The organism is Ureibacillus sp. FSL K6-0165, from assembly GCF_038004285.1.
Lineage (GTDB): Bacteria > Bacillota > Bacilli > Bacillales_A > Planococcaceae > Ureibacillus > Ureibacillus thermosphaericus.
In genome coordinates this window covers 197,197-214,237 of record NZ_JBBOQS010000001.1, presented here as the reverse complement: position 1 = coordinate 214,237, position 17,041 = coordinate 197,197, and the positions used below count along the sequence as shown (strand labels likewise).

The following is a 17,041-nucleotide window of genomic DNA, read 5'->3' as shown; positions in this document are numbered from 1 at the left end:
GAATACTAGAACGGCACTTGCCTTATACTTGAATTCTTTCTTTTCCACTTACCTTATGATTTATCATGAGAGGAATCAATAAATATAACGCATACGCAAAAGACATCCATGCAGTAAATGCAATAACTTGCGAATCATCTAATTTCGGAAAAACGATATGATGAAAGGATAACGAAAATGTATCTAATACTAAACCAATCATAGTACCGATTAATCCAAACTTTAATGGTGCATTATTGGTCTTATCAAAGATATGATAAACATAAGTTACACCCCACAATAAAGCTGCAGTTCCAACTAATAATAGGATAGTGCTAATCAAAAACTTACTCGTACTTGGGCTAAAGAGAACATATTCACCGAAAAATCTGAAAAATAATGTGGCAAATAACCAAACTGCCAACCCCCACATAGCTGTGAAGAAGTAATTTTTCATTATTTCCCCTCCATACCTTTCAAATGACTAAGCCCATTAATGAAATGCTCGAGTTCTTTGTATATTTGATCAATAGGCAAGTCTTTTTGTAATAATGCTTGCAATGCCAATCCATCCACTACAGCATTTAATAAAATCCCCCATGTTTCAAAAGAAACGCCTTTTATTGGTGATTCCATCCACAAGTTTGATAATTTCTCGGACAGAGTTTTATTTTCTAACTGGATGATTTCGCCAAGTTTACTTCTTATCTCATCGTTGTTAAAACTGGAAGCAACCAATGAAATAAATAATTTATGGAAAAACGATTCATATGAACAACGACTTTTTGCTGATGCAATCGCTTGCTCCATCATATTTTCTTTATTCTCCGCTATTTCCCGCCAGCTGTTGTCACAAATGTCCTGAACAATATCAATTAACAATTGTTCCTTCGTTCTAAAATGGTAGTAAATTGTGCCTTGTGTTACACCTGCCGTCTCAGCCACTGCTCTTAAGGTGAAATTTTCAATCCCTTTATTCACTAAACATTCCTTCGCATATTTAATCAGTTCACTTTTACTGATACCATTAGGTTTTGCCATTTCATCACCCCATCTTAGTTATTCAACTAACTAACTTAACATTATAATAACAACGAATATAAAACATGACAATCAACTTGTTAAATATTTTGCTTATCAATTTATATACGTATATCTTTAAGAGGGATAATTCTTTATGTATATCATTCCTGAAAATTACAACTAAACACCCAAAAATAAATACTAAAGTTGGAATTAGGATTCCTATATCGAAAGCAATTAATAGAACGGATAAACCCATTAAAACTCCTCCAATATAAGAAATCCAATTCCACATTGATTTATCCCCCTTATTATTAATTTTACAATAAATCCCTAAAAATCCAGAACCCATACAATTTCATCCAAGGAGTAGTTTATTGCTTTTTCGATTGAAATAGTAGGCAGTAAAAATCTATAATTACTAAAAGTTTACATGAAGGTGATAAAGTGAAATTTCGTTTGTTCATTATAGTATTAGCAACTATAATATTAGCTGCTTGTAACAATCAAGTGACAAAGAGTAATACGATTAAGCAAAAAAATTAATCCGATGAAGAACGTAACAGGTTAATGGCAGCAGTTGGGGGAAAGATTTTTCATTATGAATACAAAGCGGAAAAGGAAAAATTATTGCGGGTATGGGTGGAACGTTATGAATACGGAAATTTAGTTGAGCAGGTTGGAGACATCGGGGGAATCATTGAAAATGAAGAGGGAGAAATTCTCGTTTATTTTCTAGAAAATCTTGAGTGGGAACACTATTATTTGCGTAGTGCAATTATCAATGAAACAGGTCATTCTATGTCGAGTAGCCATATTTCCAAACCGGGTGAAACATTAGAAGCGGGATCTTGGAGTTCGATTGTCAGTGATAAGGTTCCTCTGACAGAGGATGTAGTATTAGGGTATATGGGACTTTTTGAAGCACATGACGGGAGCTCGATAAGTGTCCGTACTAGTCAATCACCTCCTCAAGAATTGGTTGAGGAGAATACACATATTCCTGTACTTTACCTCATTCGAGCTTCATTAACGGATGATACCGACTTGGACGTCGAGTAGGAAGGTGGAATGATGATGAAGCGTTCGGAAAAAACATTAAGAGTTTGTGAGAAGGGTCATCGATATTATAAAAGCAGTGATTGCAACACTTGTCCAACTTGTGAAGTAGAACGAAAACCAACAGAGGGTTTCTTAGCTGGATTTTCCGCCCCGGCAAGAAGAGCACTTGAAAGCCAGGGGATTACAACTGTTGAGGAACTTTCGAAATATACGGAGAAAGAAATCATGTCCCTTCATGGCATTGGTAAAACTGCGCTTCAGAAAATGAAAGAGGCGTTAGATGAAGCGGGATTAAGTTTTAGTAAGGAATAATTTTAATCTTGAAACTTTTTCCATTTGTCATCGTAAATAAATGAACACTCTCTAATATCGGGCTTTATTTTAAAATTTTTTCTCATCGTCGACTTCACAAACAATTGCATTCGATGAAATTTCCGCATGGTCGTTACTTTTCATTATTATTGCTGCTTCAATTGCCTTCTAAAAATTCAGAAAGGGGAGTAAAAAATGGATATCAATCAATTAAAAAAAGCAATTTCAAATCTCAGCGAGCAGGAAGTCAAAAGTTTATTACATTTGATTATGATCCGTTCTGAACATATTGATGAAGACTTCCCAGAATTTATGCAATCCTTGAAAAACGCCCTTATTAAAAGAGAAAAAACACCGAACATGAAAAATCCTGAAACCATCCATATAGTATTCGGTGCTTCTGCAGCTGGTGGTTTGAAACACGCTTTTAAAGATCAACAAACAGAGGAAATTATCGAATTACCGGATTATTTTGCAGAAGGTCCATTGAAACATTATCATACCCCAGAAGGTTTCGAACAACGTTATCAATGGTTTAAAGAAAACTATCAGTGGGATTCAGAGCATGCAGAGTGGTACAAATTTAAAATGAAAGAAGCGTTTGAAAAAATTCAATCGATTAACCCTGAGCAGCGAGTGGTGATTTGGACTTCTTCAAATGCAAGTGAACAAACAGGATTACGTCTAGTGCTTTATTTATTGAAAGAAAAAACAAATGCGGTATGTAAAATCAATACGTATGAAGCTTATCACAAACTTTACAAAGGAAAAGAAGAAGATTTTCCTCGCCATACGGGAGAATTAAATATTGAACAGTTACGTGCATGTTACGAACTTGTAGAAATGAAAGAATTGACGGTAGAAATGCGCCATTCTTTAGCAAAAGAAGGGGAACAATTATTCACTTCCGAGTCGATTTTACGAACGTATAAAAATGGGCAAATTTTGAGCGCTGAAAGTAATCGGGATGACGATTTCATCATTGAAAAATTGAAGGAGATTCATGAAACGCAAGGGAAAAAGGATTTCCTTAAAGCTGCTAGATTAATTGGAGAAGTGCTTGGTCATATGCAGCAGCATACGAGCTATGAATGGCTTGAGTACCGCTTGCGCCAATTAATTGCCGAAGGGAAAGTAGAATATCAAGGCGAACTCCGAGGCATGAGATATTATGAGGTCAAATTGAAGGAAGCGCTTGCTGGTTAAAGCATGTTTATATATGCTTTTATTATTATAGGGTGACGTTATTTAATTGCTCTTCATTGTATGAATTTGTGATGATGCAAGTATTTAGCGGTAAACCGCAAGTAATTATCAAGTGTTTGAATAAAGTTCAGTTCATTTTATCGCTCAGATTCATTTAATGAATTTAAGTCTCTCCGCAAACAATAACAAGAGGAGGAGGCAAAATGAAAACAGCGGTCTTTTTAGATCGAGATGGCGTTATTAATGAAGTGCTTACAGAGAGAGTAAAATTCGTAAATAAACCAAAAGATCTTTACTTTTTACCGGGCGTACCGGAAGCTATTCGAAAACTAAATGAACATTTTGATTATATTTTCGTGGTGACGAACCAAGGAGGCGTTGGGCTTGGATTTATGAGAGAAATCCAGCTTCAAAAGGTTCATGAGCATATGGTGAATGAATTGAAAAAACAAGGGGCAATTATACATGATGTTGTCTATTGTCCACATAAACCGAAAGCTGGATGTGCCTGTCGCAAACCAGGTTCTAAAATGATTGAAGATTTGGCTGAAAAATATAACGTGGACCTGCCCAAATCTTATATGGTGGGGGATATGGATACAGATATCCTAGCTGGGAAAAATGCAGGTACAAAGACGGTTTTTATTGGAGAAGAGGAACCTTTAGCCGATGTAACTTTTCCGAATTTATTGACTGCAGCCGATTGGATAATCAAGGATTCAAAATTGCATTAATATGAGAGATGTGAATATTTTATTGAAAACTGCAAGTAAATGGTCGCATGTCGGAAGTATTTGAATAATTGCCAAACTACCTTCGATACCGCACGAATTTGTTCATCACATATCCTAAATGCGAAGAAAGTATAAACCGCCACTTACTTGCAAAAATAAAAAGAAAAAAAGGAACGATTCAAATGCAATTAAAACCTGGATGGAATTTCCATAACAGTTATGCAACATTACCACCTATTTTCTATACACAACTAAACCCTACACCAGTAGCATCTCCCAAGCTAGTTGTTTTCAATGAATCTCTTGCTGAAGAATTGAATTTGAATAGTGATGCACTGCAGACAGAAGAAGGGGTTGCTACATTTGCGGGTAACAAAATACCGGAAGGAGCGGAACCGCTCGCTCAAGCTTATGCAGGGCATCAATTCGGTTATTTCACTATGTTGGGCGATGGACGAGCCATTCTTTTGGGAGAGCATGTGAATACTCAGAATCAGCGCTTTGATATACAGCTAAAAGGTTCGGGAAGAACGCCATATTCCCGCGGCGGTGATGGACGAGCAGCTCTTGGACCAATGCTTCGAGAGTACATTATTAGTGAAGCGATGCATGCCCTTGGGATTCCTACAACGAGAAGTTTAGCCGTTGTCACAACAGGGGAAACGGTCATTCGAGAACAACTGCTTCCAGGTGCTATTTTAACAAGAGTTGCCTCAAGCCATATCCGCGTTGGAACTTTTGAATATGCACGAAAATTCGGTTCAAAAGAAGACTTACAAGCCCTTTGCGACTATACTATTGACAGACATTATCCTCATCTTGCAAAAGAAAAGAATCCATATCTACAATTATTAAAAGAAGTCATCGAAAAGCAAGCAGCACTTATTGCAAAGTGGCAACTCGTCGGCTTTGTCCATGGTGTGATGAATACTGATAACATGACCGTTAGCGGGGAGACCATTGATTACGGGCCATGCGCTTTTATGGACCTTTATCATCCGGAAACAGTCTTCAGCTCAATAGATACTTACGGCCGCTATGCTTATGGAAATCAACCTAAAATTGGAGGATGGAACTTAGCAAGGTTTGCCGAGGCACTTATTCCGCTGCTTGATGAAAATAAAGAGAAGGCGGTCAGACTGGCAAAAGAAGCCATAGAAACTTACCCAGACCTTTACGTATTTTATTATCTCGACGGTATGCGTAAAAAATTAGGGCTCCTTAATGAAGAAGCGGATGATGAAGCACTCATACAAGATTTACTTCAATTAATGGAAACATATAAACAAGATTATACAAATACGTTTAGAGCGTTAACTTTGCAAAAATTCGAAGAACCATTTTTCCAAACTCCAGAATTTCAAGATTGGTACCAACGTTATCAAGCTCGCTTAAAACGCCAAAATTCTATAGATATTATGCAAATGATGAAGCAACATAACCCTTCTGTGATTCCTCGAAACCACCGGGTAGAAGAAGCAATCGAAGCAGCGGTGGAGCGAGGAGACTTCACCGTTATGAAAAAATTGCTATCGATTATCACGAATCCTTATGCATATTCAGCGGAACAAGAGGAATACTGTACATTGCCTGAATATCCAGATGAACCGTATATTACCTATTGCGGTACGTAAAACTCGCAAAGAATGGAGGAACTCAAATGGAAAAAATCGAAGTTGGCGAAGTGTTTACCATCGGGGATGACGAACAAGAAGAGGAAGTTGAAGTTGTTGCAACTCTGACAGTAGATGGACAAGATTATGTCGCAGTTGCCTTTACAGATGATTTACATGAAGAGAATGAAGAGGATATCGAAGTCTTTTTCTTGAAAGTGGATGATGAGGGAGACTTCGACGTGATTGAATCCGATGAAGAATTCGATAAAGTGTCAGAAGCCTTTGATCAAATGATGGATGAAATGGATGAAGAGTAATATGTTTACGGGAGCAAGATTTACAGGCTCCCGTTTTTTTCATCTATAGAAATAATAATCAAATATTTATGATTATTGCAGCCCTCCATATTGGCAAGCAGATTTTAAGCATTGCTAAATTATGTTAGATTTATAGAAAGAAAATGAAAAAGGGGACTTCTATGTGCACAAAATTCAATCGATGGGCATTGTATTAGTTATCAGTTTATTGGGCGTATACCTTTTTAACATTTTGCATTTACCCGTTCCTTGGTTACTCGGTCCGATTTTTACAGTGTTAATCAGTCAATTTTTTATCAAAACACACCTCTATTGGCCATCAACATTACGCAACTTCGGATTAATCATCGTAGGAATTACCATTGGCCAAAGCTTTCAATTAACTGTTTTTTCCGGCATGGGCTGGCTTATTGGAATCATGTTGTTATTGAACATTATGATTATAATATTTAGTGTTCTATTAGCATTTGGACTTGTGAGAGTGGGGGAGCTTTCATTAAAAACCGCATTGACATGTACGGTTCCCGGAGGACTTTCTCAAATTGTGGCCTTTGCAGAAGAGGAAGAAGGTATTGATATTGCCATTGTCACGTACTTTCATGTTGTTCGTGTAATCACTATTGTGATTGGTATTCCCTTAATATTACATGCCCACGCAGTAGCTGATAAGAAAGAAGCGATGTTATCCTTCTCTTCAATGATGGCATTATTGCTACTGATTCTCGGATCTATAGTAGCTGCAAGGATAGGGAAGAAGATAAAAATTCCGGTTTCTTCTTTTTTATCTCCCGTATTATTCGTGATTGGTCTCCAATTGTTTTCAATTGAAATGCCAGAAGTCCCAAACCTCTTTCTCAATATGGCACAGTTAATGATTGGTGCTTATATAGGACAGCTGCTAAAGCCTAACATGCTAAAATTGGGGAAGCGGGTTCTATTATTAGGTGTTGGAACTGCCATATTCCTGTTGCTCTTTACTTTTGTACAAGGGTGGATGTTAACACAAATGATGAAATATTCCTTGTCAACAAGTATATTAAGTACAGCGGCAGGAGGGCTGGATCAAATGAGTCTACTTGCCAGTGCCATTGGAGCGGATGTATCGATCGTGACGGTCTTTCAAATGTTTCGAATTTTATTTGTTTTTATCGTTGTTTTACCATTATTAAAAGTATCTTGCCGATATATTGATGAAAGGAATACTAATACTTAAAAGAATCAGAAAGGTTGTTTCTAGTAACATTTATAGATACTATTAATGGTAGGGTCGCCATAAAAACCAGACGAATATAGTAAAAAACTGTCGATTGTTGATTCACAAGAAAAAATGGTATGATATATATTAGTTTGTCTATGAAATGATAAGGGGAATATGACATAAAATGCAAAACAAAAAAATAGAATTGTGGAAAAAAGCTGTGAAAACAGGAATCATCAAGTCGAATTTAATTCCGATGTTCGCCGCTTTAATGCTTGCCCTTTATACTTATCATTTAAGTTTTATTGAAAATATACCGAATATGATTTTTGCTCTTATCGGTTCGGCGGCAGTCATCGGAGCAGCTGGAATATTCAACAATATATATGATCATGATATTGATGCGAAGATGTCCCGTACAAAATTGAGACCATCTGTTACTGGTGAAATTAATCTTCGCACGTTGTTGATTGTCGGAATACTATTACTGATTATCGGACTTGGATTTTTAGCCTTAACAACACTAACAGCTGCAATTCTTGGATTCCTTGGTGTATTTTTCTACGTTGTTCCATATACGATGTGGACGAAGAGAAGAACTATTTGGAACACTGAAGTGGGGAGTATTTCTGGTGCGGTTCCACCGTTAATTGGATGGGCGGCTGTTGCACCTACGATCTGGCACCCAGCATGTTGGGCGCTCTTTATCATTATGATCATTTGGCAAATGCCGCATTTCTATGCACTGGCCATCCGTAAGAAGGATGATTATGCAGCAGCAAAAATCCCAATGCTTCCAGTTGTAAAGGGCGTTAAACGCACATATATCCAAACGAATGTGTACTTAATTTTGCTCATGCTAACGAGCTTCCTGTTTGTTCCGTTAAGCTGGGGGTTAACGCTTTCTTCACTAATGCTTGGCGGCATTTGGCTATGGATTAGTTTAGTAGGATATAGACAAATGGACGGGAATAAATGGGCAAATAAAATGTTTGGTTATTCATTAATTTACATGACAGCAGTGTTTGCCACAGTCATTATTTATGCCGGAGTAGGAATGATATTACGTTAAAGTATGATGAGACCGAAAGTTCATTATTGTTAACTTTCGGTCTGATTTTGTTTACATATATCAATAAATTAACATAGTTATTCATATAAACTCTGCCATAACTATGTCAATAAAGTTTAGTTGCAAGGAAATTCCTGTATATGTAACAAAAAATGCAATGATGAAAAAATAAAAATATTAAATTTGTGAACAAAAATATGATAAAAATGTGACATATTTCGGGAGTTGATGTACAAAGAGATGATGGGGTGCTATAGTAATATTACAATACAGCGAAAAATGTAGTTGCTGTATAAAAAAATTGCTCTTTTAGTAAAAGTACCATGTAAGCTCATAAGAACCTAAAATTTGTTCGACTGATCAATAAAACCTCCCCTATATTTTTTATAACTAGCTTATAAGGTTTGGAAAAGGCTGGACGCATTGGCGAACCAGCCTTTTTGTATTTTAACAGTTTTCATTTGAGAGGTAGACAATTTGATTTTTTCCTTGTCTTTTTGCCATATAGAGAGCTTGATCGGCAACTTTAAAGATTTGAGTGAACTTTTTAGCATATGGAATGCTATTGGTACATACTACTCCGATGCTAACAGTCACTTTAATTTCATTTGTTAAATAGTTTATCTGAAAGGAAGTAATTTCATTATAAAGTTGTTTTGCTCTTTCCATAATGGAATGTGAAGGATATCCTTTTAAGAGGACAATAAATTCATCCCCACCGTAACGACCGACGATGATATTTTCTTTATCTTCATTAGCCACCTTTAAACAAGCCTGTGCGACCCCTTTAATCACTTCATCACCTATTAAATGGCCAAAGGTATCATTAATATTTTTAAACGAGTCAATGTCGATGACGACACAACAAATATGTTCATCTGTTTTTTTTTTTTCTTTGAGCCACTTGTCACATGTTGTTTCAATATAATAACGATTATATACTCCTGTTAAACTGTCCACATTTGCCCGTTTTTCTATCGCTTTAATGCTTTGATTGACATCCAATTCTCGTATTTTAGATGAAAGGCGAGTGGAAAACAGTTTTTCAACAATTGTTAAATATTCTTTCATCGCTTCGTAAGATTTCTTATAATTGCCAAGGGATTCATAAATTTCTGCAATTACTTTCAATATAGACTTTAATTTCATTTGATTATTATATTCAGAATATATGTTGAAAGATTTATGTAATAATTGCAATGCTATATCATGCTCACCTTTGGAACGATGAAATGTGGCTTTCACATGGAGAAAGTGCGCTTTTTCATGAGGTAGGTTGTTGATATACTGGTTGAGCTCTAGATGATTGATAATTTTTTCTGCCTTCGATAATTCATTCAAACCGATATAACTTGATGCAATACTTAAATAGATATGACATTGCAATAATATTTCACTAGGGCAATGTTCTTTTGCAATGGCTAATGCTTTTAACGCATAGTGAAGTGCTTTTTCATAGTTTCCTTCATGCAATAAGTAGTTGCTGTAGGAGTTGAAACTGCTGCTTACTGAATAAAACATTTCTAATTCTTGTGCAATCCGTATACATTGCTTCATCGCTTCTTTTGCTTCTTCGAAATTTTCTTCATAAGCATATATCAAAGCACTCAAATAATATAAGTAATACTTATCCCGATCGTCTCCGAATTCATCACACAAAACTTTATAATCAAGAATATGTTGGAAAGCGATTTCAATTTCACCTAAATAATAATAACAACAAGCAAGATTCAAATGGGCATTCATCGTGGCCTTAATATCTTCGGTTTTTTTAGCGGTTTCTAAAAGTTCTTTACCCAACTCAATAGCTTCTGTATACTTGCCATCGATAAAAAGGTTTCCTGTGAGCGATTCCAACCTTGTTAAATGGTACAATTGAGCGTTCATTTTTCTACCCCTCTCTTTGAAGGAAGGAAGAAATACCTTGGAAATACAATGGTCTTCTGGGTATTTCTTCCCTATTTATATTATAAACTTCAAAGGGATACTAAAATGTATACAATATTTGACAATATAAAAGTAATTTCATGACTTTTCATAAGGGGTCTAAACAGTACAAAATTCTTAAACGTTTTTTATGGAAAATTTAGGTTAGTGAGAAAAAGTTTTAACGAAAATTTTGCTACTCAATTACAAAGAGAGGTTGGCAACTTCACATAAATAATCGCAGAGAACACGCAATCCTTTATCAAAGTTTTCTAAGTGGAAGTGTTCATTTGGTGCATGGAAGTTTTCTGTACTTAAACCAAATCCCATTAACACGACAGGGATATTTAAGATTTGATCAAAGGTTGCAACAATTGGAATAGATCCTCCGCCGCGAGTGAATGCAGTAGGGGATTCATACACTTTTTCATACGATTTGCTTGCTGTTTGAATTAATGGGTGGTCAAAAGGTGTAAGATATGGTGCCCCGCTGTCAAATTTCGTTACAGTGACGGTTACCCCTTTAGGTGTATGTTTTTCAATATGATTTTGTATTAACGCAATGATTTTGTCGGGATCTTGGTCTGGAACAAGTCGGCAAGTTATTTTTGCTCCTGCTTCATTTGGTAAAACGGTTTTAATTCCCTCTCCGGAAAATCCACCGAAAATTCCATTGATTTCTAAAGTAGGGCGAGCCCAAGTTCTTTCAAGATAGGAGTAGCCTTCCTCGCCAAACAATTCATTAACTTCCAGTTCCTCTTTTAATGCTTCTTCATTAAATTGTAGGTCAGCAAAGGCTTTACGTTCCTCATTTGATAGTGGTCGAACGTCATCATAAAATCCTTCGACTAAAATTTTACCTGTATGATCTCGGAATGAATCAAGAATTGCTACTAACGCATGGATTGCATTTTGCACTCCACCACCGTAAAGACCAGAGTGCAGGTCGCTTTTCGCTCCACGCACATCGATTTGGAGGCCTGTAAGTCCTCGTAATCCATAGCAGATTGCCGGTTTACCTGGACCATACATATTTGTGTCAGAGATTAAAATGAAATCTGCTGCTAATTTATCTTTATTTTCCTCTATATAAGAAGGAAGGTTAGCGCTTCCAATTTCTTCTTCACCTTCATAAATGAATTTTACATTGACAGGCAATGTACCGAGAATCGCGAAAAGTGCTTCAATTGCTTTTAGGTGCATGAATATTTGTCCCTTATCATCGGACGCTCCTCGAGCATACAATTTATTTTCAATGATTTCAGGTTTGAAAGGTTCTGTTTTCCATAAGTGCAATGGATCAACTGGTTGAACGTCATAATGTCCGTAAATTAATACTGTTGGTTTTCCTTCAGCATGAAGCCATTCACCATAAACGACAGGATGCCCAGCTGTTTGGTCAATGGATACATTTTCAAGGTTCAATTGTTCCATCTGATTTTTTAGCCATTGAGCTGCACGCTCTATATCTTGCTTATGGTCGGATAGTGCGCTGATACTAGGAATAGATAAAAATTCAAACAGCTCCTGTAAATGCTTTTCGCGATTTTTTTCAAAATACTCATGAAAACGTTGCAAGTCCATATAAATCCCCCGATTCAAAAAAATTTTCTAAAAATTAGTATATCATAGAATTGGAAATTTCAAGCGAATGTCAGAACATTTTGAGAAAGGTAATAAAAAGGGGAAATCAATAATAGAAATCTTACAGGAATGTAATGTAATTGAAAGCTAATCATATAGAGTGTAATACAAATTTTTGGGAAAATGTATACAGAAAGCTCTTAAATACGGAGGAATTGAACGATGAGTAAAATTTGTGATGTTTACGAAGAGTTTAATCGTTATATATATCATTTATGTTTAAAATTAACGCGCAATCCTTTAGAAGCTGAGGATTTAATGCAAGAGGTGTGGGTAAAAGTTGTCCGCAACCAAAAGCAAGTGGAACAAGTTGATCATGTAAAAGCATGGCTTACGACCATTACGATGAATACGTTTCGAGATCGTTATCGGAAAAATGTGCGCCGCAGTAAGTATGTAATGAATCAACCTGAAACTTTAGACGTTCCAATACTAGAATTGGTTCCAAATAATGAAGTTTCCACAGAAGAACAAATTGAAAAAGTGGTCATTACTAAAATTGTGCAGGAAAAAATGAAACAATTAGATAGTATTTATCAAAAGACGCTTTGGTATTTTTACGTTGAGCAATATTCTTTAGCTGAAATATCCAATTTAATGAAAGTATCAATCGGCACTGTAAAATCCCGCTTATTCCGTGCGAAGCAAAGACTGAAAGAAATTTTAATGTCAGATAACAACTTGGTAGATGTGGTTGTGCCTGTATAACAATGAAAAGTAGCTTGTGGTCATCCTATGGCCACAAGTTTTTTCTATGGAAACAGTAAATGCAAGCTGCTATTATAGGCAACTTGCATTTTCCTTATCATTCGACGAACGTACATACTTCCAACCCCTTTTTATTTATAAGGATAATTTTCTAAACATTTTTCAAAAATGTTATGCAATGTTTGGATTTCTTCGTTTGATAACATACCAAACATGGAATGAACTAATGCCATCACCTGAGTTTTGGATTGTTCTAATACTTTTCTTCCTTCAGGAGTAATTGCGATTTGAGATACGCGGCGATCGTTTGCACTTTGTGTTTTTTGAATATATCCGCTTTTTAACAGTTTCGATGTTAAAACGGTTACTCCGCCTGTTGTAATTTTTAGTCGTTCCGCAATGAGAGAAGGGCGTTTTGGACCTTCTTTTGCAAGTAAATCTAACAAAAGAATATGGGTTTTTGAAAAACCTAAATCATTAATTTGATTCCATTCATTAGACCATTTTCGCTCTAGCGTTGAAACCACTTCAAATAGGCTGGAAATGGTTTCATATCGTTGGTTATCCATTATTTTCAGCTCCACTTTCATTTTCAGTACAAGGGTAGGGGAAGATAATTTAACTTACAATTTCGTCAGCATGCTTTCTCAATTCATTTAATTCATATACACGAACTTTGCGTGGAATAAATCGACGGATGTCCATTTCGTTATAACCGACTTGGATGCGTTTTTCATCAATTAAAATTGGACTACGCAGCATTCGAGGATGTTCTTTAATTAATTCATAAAGCTCTTGGATGGAAAGTTGATCAATGTCAACATCTAAGTTTTTGAAGTCGTTTGAGTTTGTTGCAATAATTTCATCTGTTCCATCTTCCGTCATGCGCAATATGTTTTTAAACTCTGATAATGTTAGTGGTTGAGATGTAATCCGTTTTTCTGTAAAAGGGATATTGTGTTCTTTTAGCCATTTAATTGCTTTGCGTGAAGAAGAACAACTAGATTGGGTGTAGATGGTAACTGTCATATATACCGCCTCCAATAATGGTTTAGAGTTGTATTTTGTTATTGTAAGAGAAAACAGCATTAGATATCTTATCAGTAAGATAAATCAAAGTCAATTTTGAAAAAAGTGGACGACTAAATAATGTATAACCATTTTTCTAATAATAATTACGTTTTTATTGGGCGAAAGTTTCAATTTTAGGGAAATTATTTTAGTTGAATATTACAGAAGGGGAAATTTTGATTTTCACAGTAAAAATAAATTTTCTGGAAGAGTAAGAGAATTTAATGGATTTCTTAATTATAATAATGCAAAGTACAATTTCTGTTAGAAAGGGAAATGAATTGAAAAAAAGAAAAACTCGCGATTTACATTTCCGCGAGTAGCTTATTGAGCTCTGCTAATTTCTTTTCCATACGAGCTAGTCGTTCTTCTGCTTGCATTACCGAATCAATATGGCCAGTATTTTCAAGTTTCTCTATATCGCCTTGCAAATTGATATAATCCATTTTAATTTCAGCAATTTGCTGTTCAATTTCTCGTTTTGTCAACATAATTAACTCCCATCTTTCATGTTCAGTCACATTAATATGGTTATTGTATCATAAAGGATTGGAGTTTTCATTCATCTAAAAAAACAATGGCCGTATTCGACCATTGATGCAAATTAATGGATGTTCACTTTTTCGGGATTTGTAGAAAGGATTAATTGGAAGGATCCTTTTTGAGTTTTCACTGTTACCGTTACAAATTCGCCTGAGACCTTGACATTTTCTTGGAATTTTTGAGGATTCATAGAAAGTTCTGTGCCCCAGTTCGACATGTTGACTAAATAGATTCCGTTATGTAAATTTAGGAATTCACTAAAGGCATCTTTGGCAAGTTCGTCAATTTCAGTTAAATTCTCTTCTGCATAGTTCGATGCAATGTGCAGCAACGATTGATCATCAGCTGCAATTGCTGTAAATAGTGGAGCACTTCCAGTAATTTCTTGACTTACGAACCATTTTGAATGATGAACTTCTTCGTTTGAAATTTTAAGGAATGTTTGGCGATCAATGAAGCGAATCATATTTTTCGCAAAAAGGGAAATGTAGTCTCCGTATTGTTCACGAATTTCTTTGTGATCTTTAGTTAAAATGTTTTCCACTAATGCATCGATATTTCCGCTTTGAATTTCCTCAAACATTTCGGTGGATAGACTATATTCTTTCTTATAGTCATTTAAAGCTGAACTGAATTCGTCCATTGTCATATAACCGCGGTCTATTAACGCTTGTGCTAAATATAGATGGCCTTGTTTTTGATGGGAAATAAGCTCTTCAACTTGTTCTTCTGTTAGATATCCAAGTTCAATAGCAATTTCACCGAAACGCTTGTCCATTTGTTTTTGTTTTTCATGGACTTCATTTACTTGATTAGAAGTCATCAAACCTTTGTCGACAGCAATAACACCAAACTTTACGTGCACCGCTTCTTGATACTCTAGCACATCTTGAAGTTGTTCATTTGTAATCAATCCACGATTTAATAAGTAGTGACCGAAATATTGGCTAAACATGGATTATCCCTCCTTTAAGGCTTTCTCAACAATGTTCGTAAGAGTTTCAAATTGAATAGGTTTTTGAATAAAATCATATGCACCAAGTTGAAGGGCTTCTTTTAATTTGCTGCTTGTACCAACGGAAGAGGCCATTATAACCTTCGTCTCAGGACTGATTTCTTTGATTTCTTTTAGTGTTTCAATTCCATCTTTTTCAGGCATAACGATATCTAAAAATACTAGATTTGGCTTATATTTTTCTACTTGTTCTACTGCTGAAATGCCATTTTGTGCTTCATAGATTGCTTGAAAATTTAATTCTTCGAGGGCTTCTTTTAATTTCTTTCTAATGAGGAGAGAATCGTCACAAATTAGAACTGTAAATTTTTCCAATGCCATCAGCTCCTTTTATTAATACCTGCTTATTTATATAGTACTACATACCTATGAAGATTTTCTAGATGACTATCCAAAAATTTTAACAATTAACAAAATTTATGGATATTTAATATAAAAAGACAGCCGATTCTAAAATCGAACCGGCTAAAAAGTTTAGATATATAGGAAAATAGTATTGAAAAGCTAGGTTATAATGATACAATATTATGCCGTTCATAGGCGAAATCTAGTAGAAGCGATTTTAATACTTCATTATTATCTTGGATTTCTAATTGAATTTGTTTTCGAACTGCTCGTTCACGTCTTGCTTCATGGAGTAATAATTCCATAACAGCATTTTGAATGTTAGACTGCTTCATTTTGCGGCCCAATCCTAAGTTTATAAAACCGTTATTTTCTCTTGGGAAGATATTATTTAATTCCCGTTCATTTTGTGCTGATACGATGCAAGGGATACCGACGGCAGCCACTTTATATGGCGTATAGTTGGCGTTACAAATGACGATATCTGCAACTGGCAATAATTTATCGAGTGGTTTATCATCTTTGAAAATTTTTGTATTTCTTCGGCTCAACGCCATCATTTGTAAATCGCTGATTGAATGCTTATATTCTCGATCGATTGCTATTGTCACTTTTAGTGGGATTTGTAGGTGGGTTAAGTGGCGCAAAGTGCGGTATGTTAAGTTGTTGTCGTCTCCATCTTCATAAGCAACGATGATATGTGGCGGGTTTGATAATTCGTTAGAAACTCTAGATTCAGCAATTGATTTTAGTGTATCCGTAACCGCGAAGGCGAAGCTTCCTGCTAGAATATTTTGAGCAGTCGTTTCTCTCGTTTCTTCTAATATAGACATAATATTACAATCAGCAAGCTCTGCTCCCTCACCAAAATCATCGAAATGCACTAACGTTTTGCACAGCGGTCTAATCGTTTCTACATATTCAACATACGTATCTTTTCCATCTTGTACAATTAAATCTGGCTGCAATTCTTTCAGGTGTTTTACTAGTTCGTCGATATGGTCATAGAGTATCGGTGAAAGTTGTGCATCTGTAAATATTTCTAACGCTTCATCTGATACATTTTTAAGAAAAACCGTAACGTCCTCTTCAGTTTTTAATAGTTTTGCAAGGATGCTCGTTCTTTCAAATGGGTAGTAGCCTTTAATAGCACTATACTCAACGATAAAAGCAATTTTCTTTTTTGGTTTTCTACTCAAATCATTCTGCATACCAATCCCATCCTTTCCCAATCATTATTTAAAATATGGTTAAATATTTGAAAGTATGT

Annotated in this window: 19 protein-coding genes; 9 read left to right on the top strand and 10 right to left on the bottom strand. The window is 35.6% G+C overall.

Features of this window, described 5'->3' with window-relative positions:
- Positions 1–22: 22 nt before the first annotated feature.
- Together NST00_RS00995 and NST00_RS00990 are read right to left on the bottom strand one after the other, a co-directional pair.
- Entirely contained in the window at positions 23–412 is a 390-nt protein-coding gene (locus NST00_RS00995; RefSeq protein ID WP_340710136.1) for a DUF5367 family protein, read from the bottom strand.
- 23 nt (positions 413–435) lie between these two features.
- Positions 436–1,020 carry a TetR/AcrR family transcriptional regulator gene (locus NST00_RS00990; RefSeq protein WP_016837375.1) on the bottom strand — a complete coding sequence of 195 codons (585 nt, stop codon included), beginning with the start codon at positions 1,018–1,020 and terminating at the stop codon, positions 436–438.
- A 552-nt stretch (positions 1,021–1,572) separates the two neighbouring features.
- On the opposite strand from NST00_RS00990, the gene NST00_RS00985 reads away from it, so the two are divergent.
- The 8 genes from NST00_RS00985 to cyoE all read left to right on the top strand — a co-directional run bounded on the left by NST00_RS00985 (position 1,573) and on the right by cyoE (position 8,519).
- Positions 1,573–2,064, top strand: coding sequence for a hypothetical protein (locus NST00_RS00985; RefSeq protein ID WP_016837373.1), 492 nt, complete (start codon positions 1,573–1,575; stop codon positions 2,062–2,064).
- 15 nt (positions 2,065–2,079) lie between these two features.
- On the top strand, positions 2,080–2,376 hold the full coding sequence (locus NST00_RS00980) for an RNA polymerase alpha subunit C-terminal domain-containing protein (RefSeq protein WP_340709515.1): 297 nt from the start codon (positions 2,080–2,082) through the stop codon (positions 2,374–2,376).
- 195 nt (positions 2,377–2,571) lie between these two features.
- A complete protein-coding gene (locus NST00_RS00975) occupies positions 2,572–3,582 on the top strand; it encodes a DUF1835 domain-containing protein (protein ID WP_340709514.1) in 1,011 nt (336 codons plus the stop codon).
- A 203-nt stretch (positions 3,583–3,785) separates the two neighbouring features.
- A complete protein-coding gene (locus tag NST00_RS00970) occupies positions 3,786–4,316 on the top strand; it encodes a D-glycero-alpha-D-manno-heptose-1,7-bisphosphate 7-phosphatase (RefSeq protein WP_340709513.1) in 531 nt (176 codons plus the stop codon).
- A gap of 182 nt (positions 4,317–4,498) precedes the next feature.
- Positions 4,499–5,950 carry a protein adenylyltransferase SelO gene (locus NST00_RS00965; protein WP_340710135.1) on the top strand — a complete coding sequence of 484 codons (1,452 nt, stop codon included), beginning with the start codon at positions 4,499–4,501 and terminating at the stop codon, positions 5,948–5,950.
- 26 nt (positions 5,951–5,976) lie between these two features.
- Positions 5,977–6,249 carry a DUF1292 domain-containing protein gene (locus tag NST00_RS00960; RefSeq protein WP_016837368.1) on the top strand — a complete coding sequence of 91 codons (273 nt, stop codon included), beginning with the start codon at positions 5,977–5,979 and terminating at the stop codon, positions 6,247–6,249.
- 163 nt (positions 6,250–6,412) lie between these two features.
- Positions 6,413–7,462 carry an AbrB family transcriptional regulator gene (locus NST00_RS00955; protein ID WP_340709512.1) on the top strand — a complete coding sequence of 350 codons (1,050 nt, stop codon included), beginning with the start codon at positions 6,413–6,415 and terminating at the stop codon, positions 7,460–7,462.
- Positions 7,463–7,631: 169 nt separating this feature from the next.
- Complete coding sequence (gene cyoE, locus NST00_RS00950; RefSeq protein WP_096550244.1) at positions 7,632–8,519, top strand: heme o synthase; 888 nt, start codon at positions 7,632–7,634, stop codon at positions 8,517–8,519.
- 447 nt (positions 8,520–8,966) lie between these two features.
- On the opposite strand, the gene NST00_RS00945 is transcribed toward cyoE, so the two are convergent.
- Both NST00_RS00945 and NST00_RS00940 read right to left on the bottom strand, forming a co-directional pair.
- Positions 8,967–10,406: a tetratricopeptide repeat-containing diguanylate cyclase gene (locus NST00_RS00945; protein WP_340709511.1), complete on the bottom strand. Its 1,440-nt coding sequence runs from the start codon at positions 10,404–10,406 to the stop codon at positions 8,967–8,969.
- 243 nt (positions 10,407–10,649) lie between these two features.
- Complete coding sequence (locus tag NST00_RS00940; RefSeq protein WP_340709510.1) at positions 10,650–12,029, bottom strand: dipeptidase; 1,380 nt, start codon at positions 12,027–12,029, stop codon at positions 10,650–10,652.
- Positions 12,030–12,251: 222 nt separating this feature from the next.
- On the opposite strand from NST00_RS00940, the gene NST00_RS00935 reads away from it, so the two are divergent.
- The gene (locus NST00_RS00935) at positions 12,252–12,797 is read left to right on the top strand and encodes an RNA polymerase sigma factor (RefSeq protein ID WP_016837363.1); all 546 of its coding nucleotides are present in this window, start codon (positions 12,252–12,254) and stop codon (positions 12,795–12,797) included.
- Positions 12,798–12,928: 131 nt separating this feature from the next.
- Here NST00_RS00935 and NST00_RS00930 read toward each other — a convergent pair whose 3' ends face one another.
- The 6 genes from NST00_RS00930 to NST00_RS00905 form a co-directional block, all read right to left on the bottom strand.
- The gene (locus tag NST00_RS00930; protein WP_016837362.1) at positions 12,929–13,366 is read right to left on the bottom strand and encodes a MarR family winged helix-turn-helix transcriptional regulator; all 438 of its coding nucleotides are present in this window, start codon (positions 13,364–13,366) and stop codon (positions 12,929–12,931) included.
- 49 nt (positions 13,367–13,415) lie between these two features.
- Positions 13,416–13,826 (bottom strand): transcriptional regulator Spx, encoded by a 411-nt coding sequence (gene spx, locus NST00_RS00925; RefSeq protein ID WP_016837361.1) that lies wholly within the window; start codon positions 13,824–13,826, stop codon positions 13,416–13,418.
- 347 nt (positions 13,827–14,173) lie between these two features.
- Positions 14,174–14,359 carry an SE1832 family protein gene (locus tag NST00_RS00920; RefSeq protein WP_016837360.1) on the bottom strand — a complete coding sequence of 62 codons (186 nt, stop codon included), beginning with the start codon at positions 14,357–14,359 and terminating at the stop codon, positions 14,174–14,176.
- Between the two features lie 113 nt (positions 14,360–14,472).
- Entirely contained in the window at positions 14,473–15,366 is an 894-nt protein-coding gene (locus NST00_RS00915) for a hypothetical protein (protein WP_096550248.1), read from the bottom strand.
- 3 nt (positions 15,367–15,369) lie between these two features.
- The gene (locus tag NST00_RS00910) at positions 15,370–15,747 is read right to left on the bottom strand and encodes a response regulator (RefSeq protein WP_026018993.1); all 378 of its coding nucleotides are present in this window, start codon (positions 15,745–15,747) and stop codon (positions 15,370–15,372) included.
- Between the two features lie 188 nt (positions 15,748–15,935).
- Positions 15,936–16,982 carry a PseG/SpsG family protein gene (locus tag NST00_RS00905; RefSeq protein ID WP_016837357.1) on the bottom strand — a complete coding sequence of 349 codons (1,047 nt, stop codon included), beginning with the start codon at positions 16,980–16,982 and terminating at the stop codon, positions 15,936–15,938.
- Between the last annotated feature and the right edge of the window lie 59 nt (positions 16,983–17,041).

What these genes read in the sequence shown, in the direction of transcription:
- NST00_RS00995 (WP_340710136.1), bottom strand. Translation starts at nt 412, where the DNA reads ATGTGGGGGTTGGCAGTTTGGTTATTTGCCACATTATTTTTCAGATTT.
- NST00_RS00990 (WP_016837375.1), bottom strand. Translation starts at nt 1,020, where the DNA reads ATGGCAAAACCTAATGGTATCAGTAAAAGTGAACTGATTAAATATGCG.
- NST00_RS00985 (WP_016837373.1), top strand. Translation starts at nt 1,573, where the DNA reads ATGGCAGCAGTTGGGGGAAAGATTTTTCATTATGAATACAAAGCGGAA.
- NST00_RS00980 (WP_340709515.1), top strand. Translation starts at nt 2,080, where the DNA reads ATGAAGCGTTCGGAAAAAACATTAAGAGTTTGTGAGAAGGGTCATCGA.
- NST00_RS00975 (WP_340709514.1), top strand. Translation starts at nt 2,572, where the DNA reads ATGGATATCAATCAATTAAAAAAAGCAATTTCAAATCTCAGCGAGCAG.
- NST00_RS00970 (WP_340709513.1), top strand. Translation starts at nt 3,786, where the DNA reads ATGAAAACAGCGGTCTTTTTAGATCGAGATGGCGTTATTAATGAAGTG.
- NST00_RS00965 (WP_340710135.1), top strand. Translation starts at nt 4,499, where the DNA reads ATGCAATTAAAACCTGGATGGAATTTCCATAACAGTTATGCAACATTA.
- NST00_RS00960 (WP_016837368.1), top strand. Translation starts at nt 5,977, where the DNA reads ATGGAAAAAATCGAAGTTGGCGAAGTGTTTACCATCGGGGATGACGAA.
- cyoE (WP_096550244.1), top strand. Translation starts at nt 7,632, where the DNA reads ATGCAAAACAAAAAAATAGAATTGTGGAAAAAAGCTGTGAAAACAGGA.
- NST00_RS00945 (WP_340709511.1), bottom strand. Translation starts at nt 10,406, where the DNA reads ATGAACGCTCAATTGTACCATTTAACAAGGTTGGAATCGCTCACAGGA.
- NST00_RS00940 (WP_340709510.1), bottom strand. Translation starts at nt 12,029, where the DNA reads ATGGACTTGCAACGTTTTCATGAGTATTTTGAAAAAAATCGCGAAAAG.
- NST00_RS00935 (WP_016837363.1), top strand. Translation starts at nt 12,252, where the DNA reads ATGAGTAAAATTTGTGATGTTTACGAAGAGTTTAATCGTTATATATAT.
- NST00_RS00930 (WP_016837362.1), bottom strand. Translation starts at nt 13,366, where the DNA reads ATGGATAACCAACGATATGAAACCATTTCCAGCCTATTTGAAGTGGTT.
- spx (WP_016837361.1), bottom strand. Translation starts at nt 13,826, where the DNA reads ATGACAGTTACCATCTACACCCAATCTAGTTGTTCTTCTTCACGCAAA.
- NST00_RS00920 (WP_016837360.1), bottom strand. Translation starts at nt 14,359, where the DNA reads ATGTTGACAAAACGAGAAATTGAACAGCAAATTGCTGAAATTAAAATG.
- NST00_RS00915 (WP_096550248.1), bottom strand. Translation starts at nt 15,366, where the DNA reads ATGTTTAGCCAATATTTCGGTCACTACTTATTAAATCGTGGATTGATT.
- NST00_RS00910 (WP_026018993.1), bottom strand. Translation starts at nt 15,747, where the DNA reads ATGGCATTGGAAAAATTTACAGTTCTAATTTGTGACGATTCTCTCCTC.
- NST00_RS00905 (WP_016837357.1), bottom strand. Translation starts at nt 16,982, where the DNA reads ATGCAGAATGATTTGAGTAGAAAACCAAAAAAGAAAATTGCTTTTATC.